The following is a 710-nucleotide window of genomic DNA, read 5'->3' as shown; positions in this document are numbered from 1 at the left end:
AAAACCGATAATTGGGGCTAAGTCGTAACAAGGTAGCCGTACCGGAAGGTGCGGCTGGAATACCTCCTTTCTAGAGAACCGATACCGGTACTCGTTACGTTATTACATGGTTATTACTTAGTAAAGAGAAAAGACACAGAAGAAAGTGCCCACCCCGTTAGGGATAGGTTACCGAGAAGAGAGATAAGCTAGTCCCGTAGCTCAGTTGGTTAGAGCACTACACTGATAATGTAGGGGTCAGCAGTTCAAATCTGCTCGGGACTACCAAGGTAGATTTGAGAGGAAAGATAAGAGATGTTACATCTGTATCTGACATCAAATATCTAACATCTAAAAAGGGGAATTAGCTCAGCTGGCTAGAGCACCTGCCTTGCACGCAGGGGGTCATCGGTTCGACTCCGATATTCTCCACGTTTTTGGTATGAATTATTTAGTATATAGATGAGTATATGGCGACATAAATCATTTGTTTATTATTATGTGATTACCGGAAAAAGAGTTCTTTGACATATTGAAAGAAAGAAAACACAAGAGAAGACAACAGTAGAGACAATACTGTAATGCGTTTGATTTTTATAACGGCCCCTCGGTCAAGGCCGAACTGTTATAGAGGTAGTATTACGAGTATATATATCAAAGCATCAGCATAGTAGCAAAAGGGCTATGTCTGAGAAGAAAGTAAATAAGGGCACACGGGGGATGCCTAGGCT

2 tRNA genes and 1 rRNA gene are annotated in these 710 nt (G+C 41.7%); all 3 read left to right on the top strand.

Annotated elements, in window-relative coordinates:
- A 16S ribosomal RNA gene (locus E4F24_RS07740) occupies positions 1–70 on the top strand; the annotation flags it as partial.
- A 120-nt stretch (positions 71–190) separates the two neighbouring features.
- A tRNA-Ile gene (locus E4F24_RS07735) sits at positions 191–267 on the top strand.
- Between the two features lie 70 nt (positions 268–337).
- Positions 338–411: transfer RNA gene (locus tag E4F24_RS07730), tRNA-Ala, on the top strand.
- Positions 412–710 lie beyond the last annotated feature (299 nt).

The organism is Sphingobacterium lumbrici (assembly GCF_006476045.1).
GTDB lineage: Bacteria > Bacteroidota > Bacteroidia > Sphingobacteriales > Sphingobacteriaceae > Sphingobacterium > Sphingobacterium lumbrici.
The sequence above is the reverse complement of the archived record's forward strand: the minus strand, read 5'-3'. Positions and strand labels throughout refer to the sequence as shown.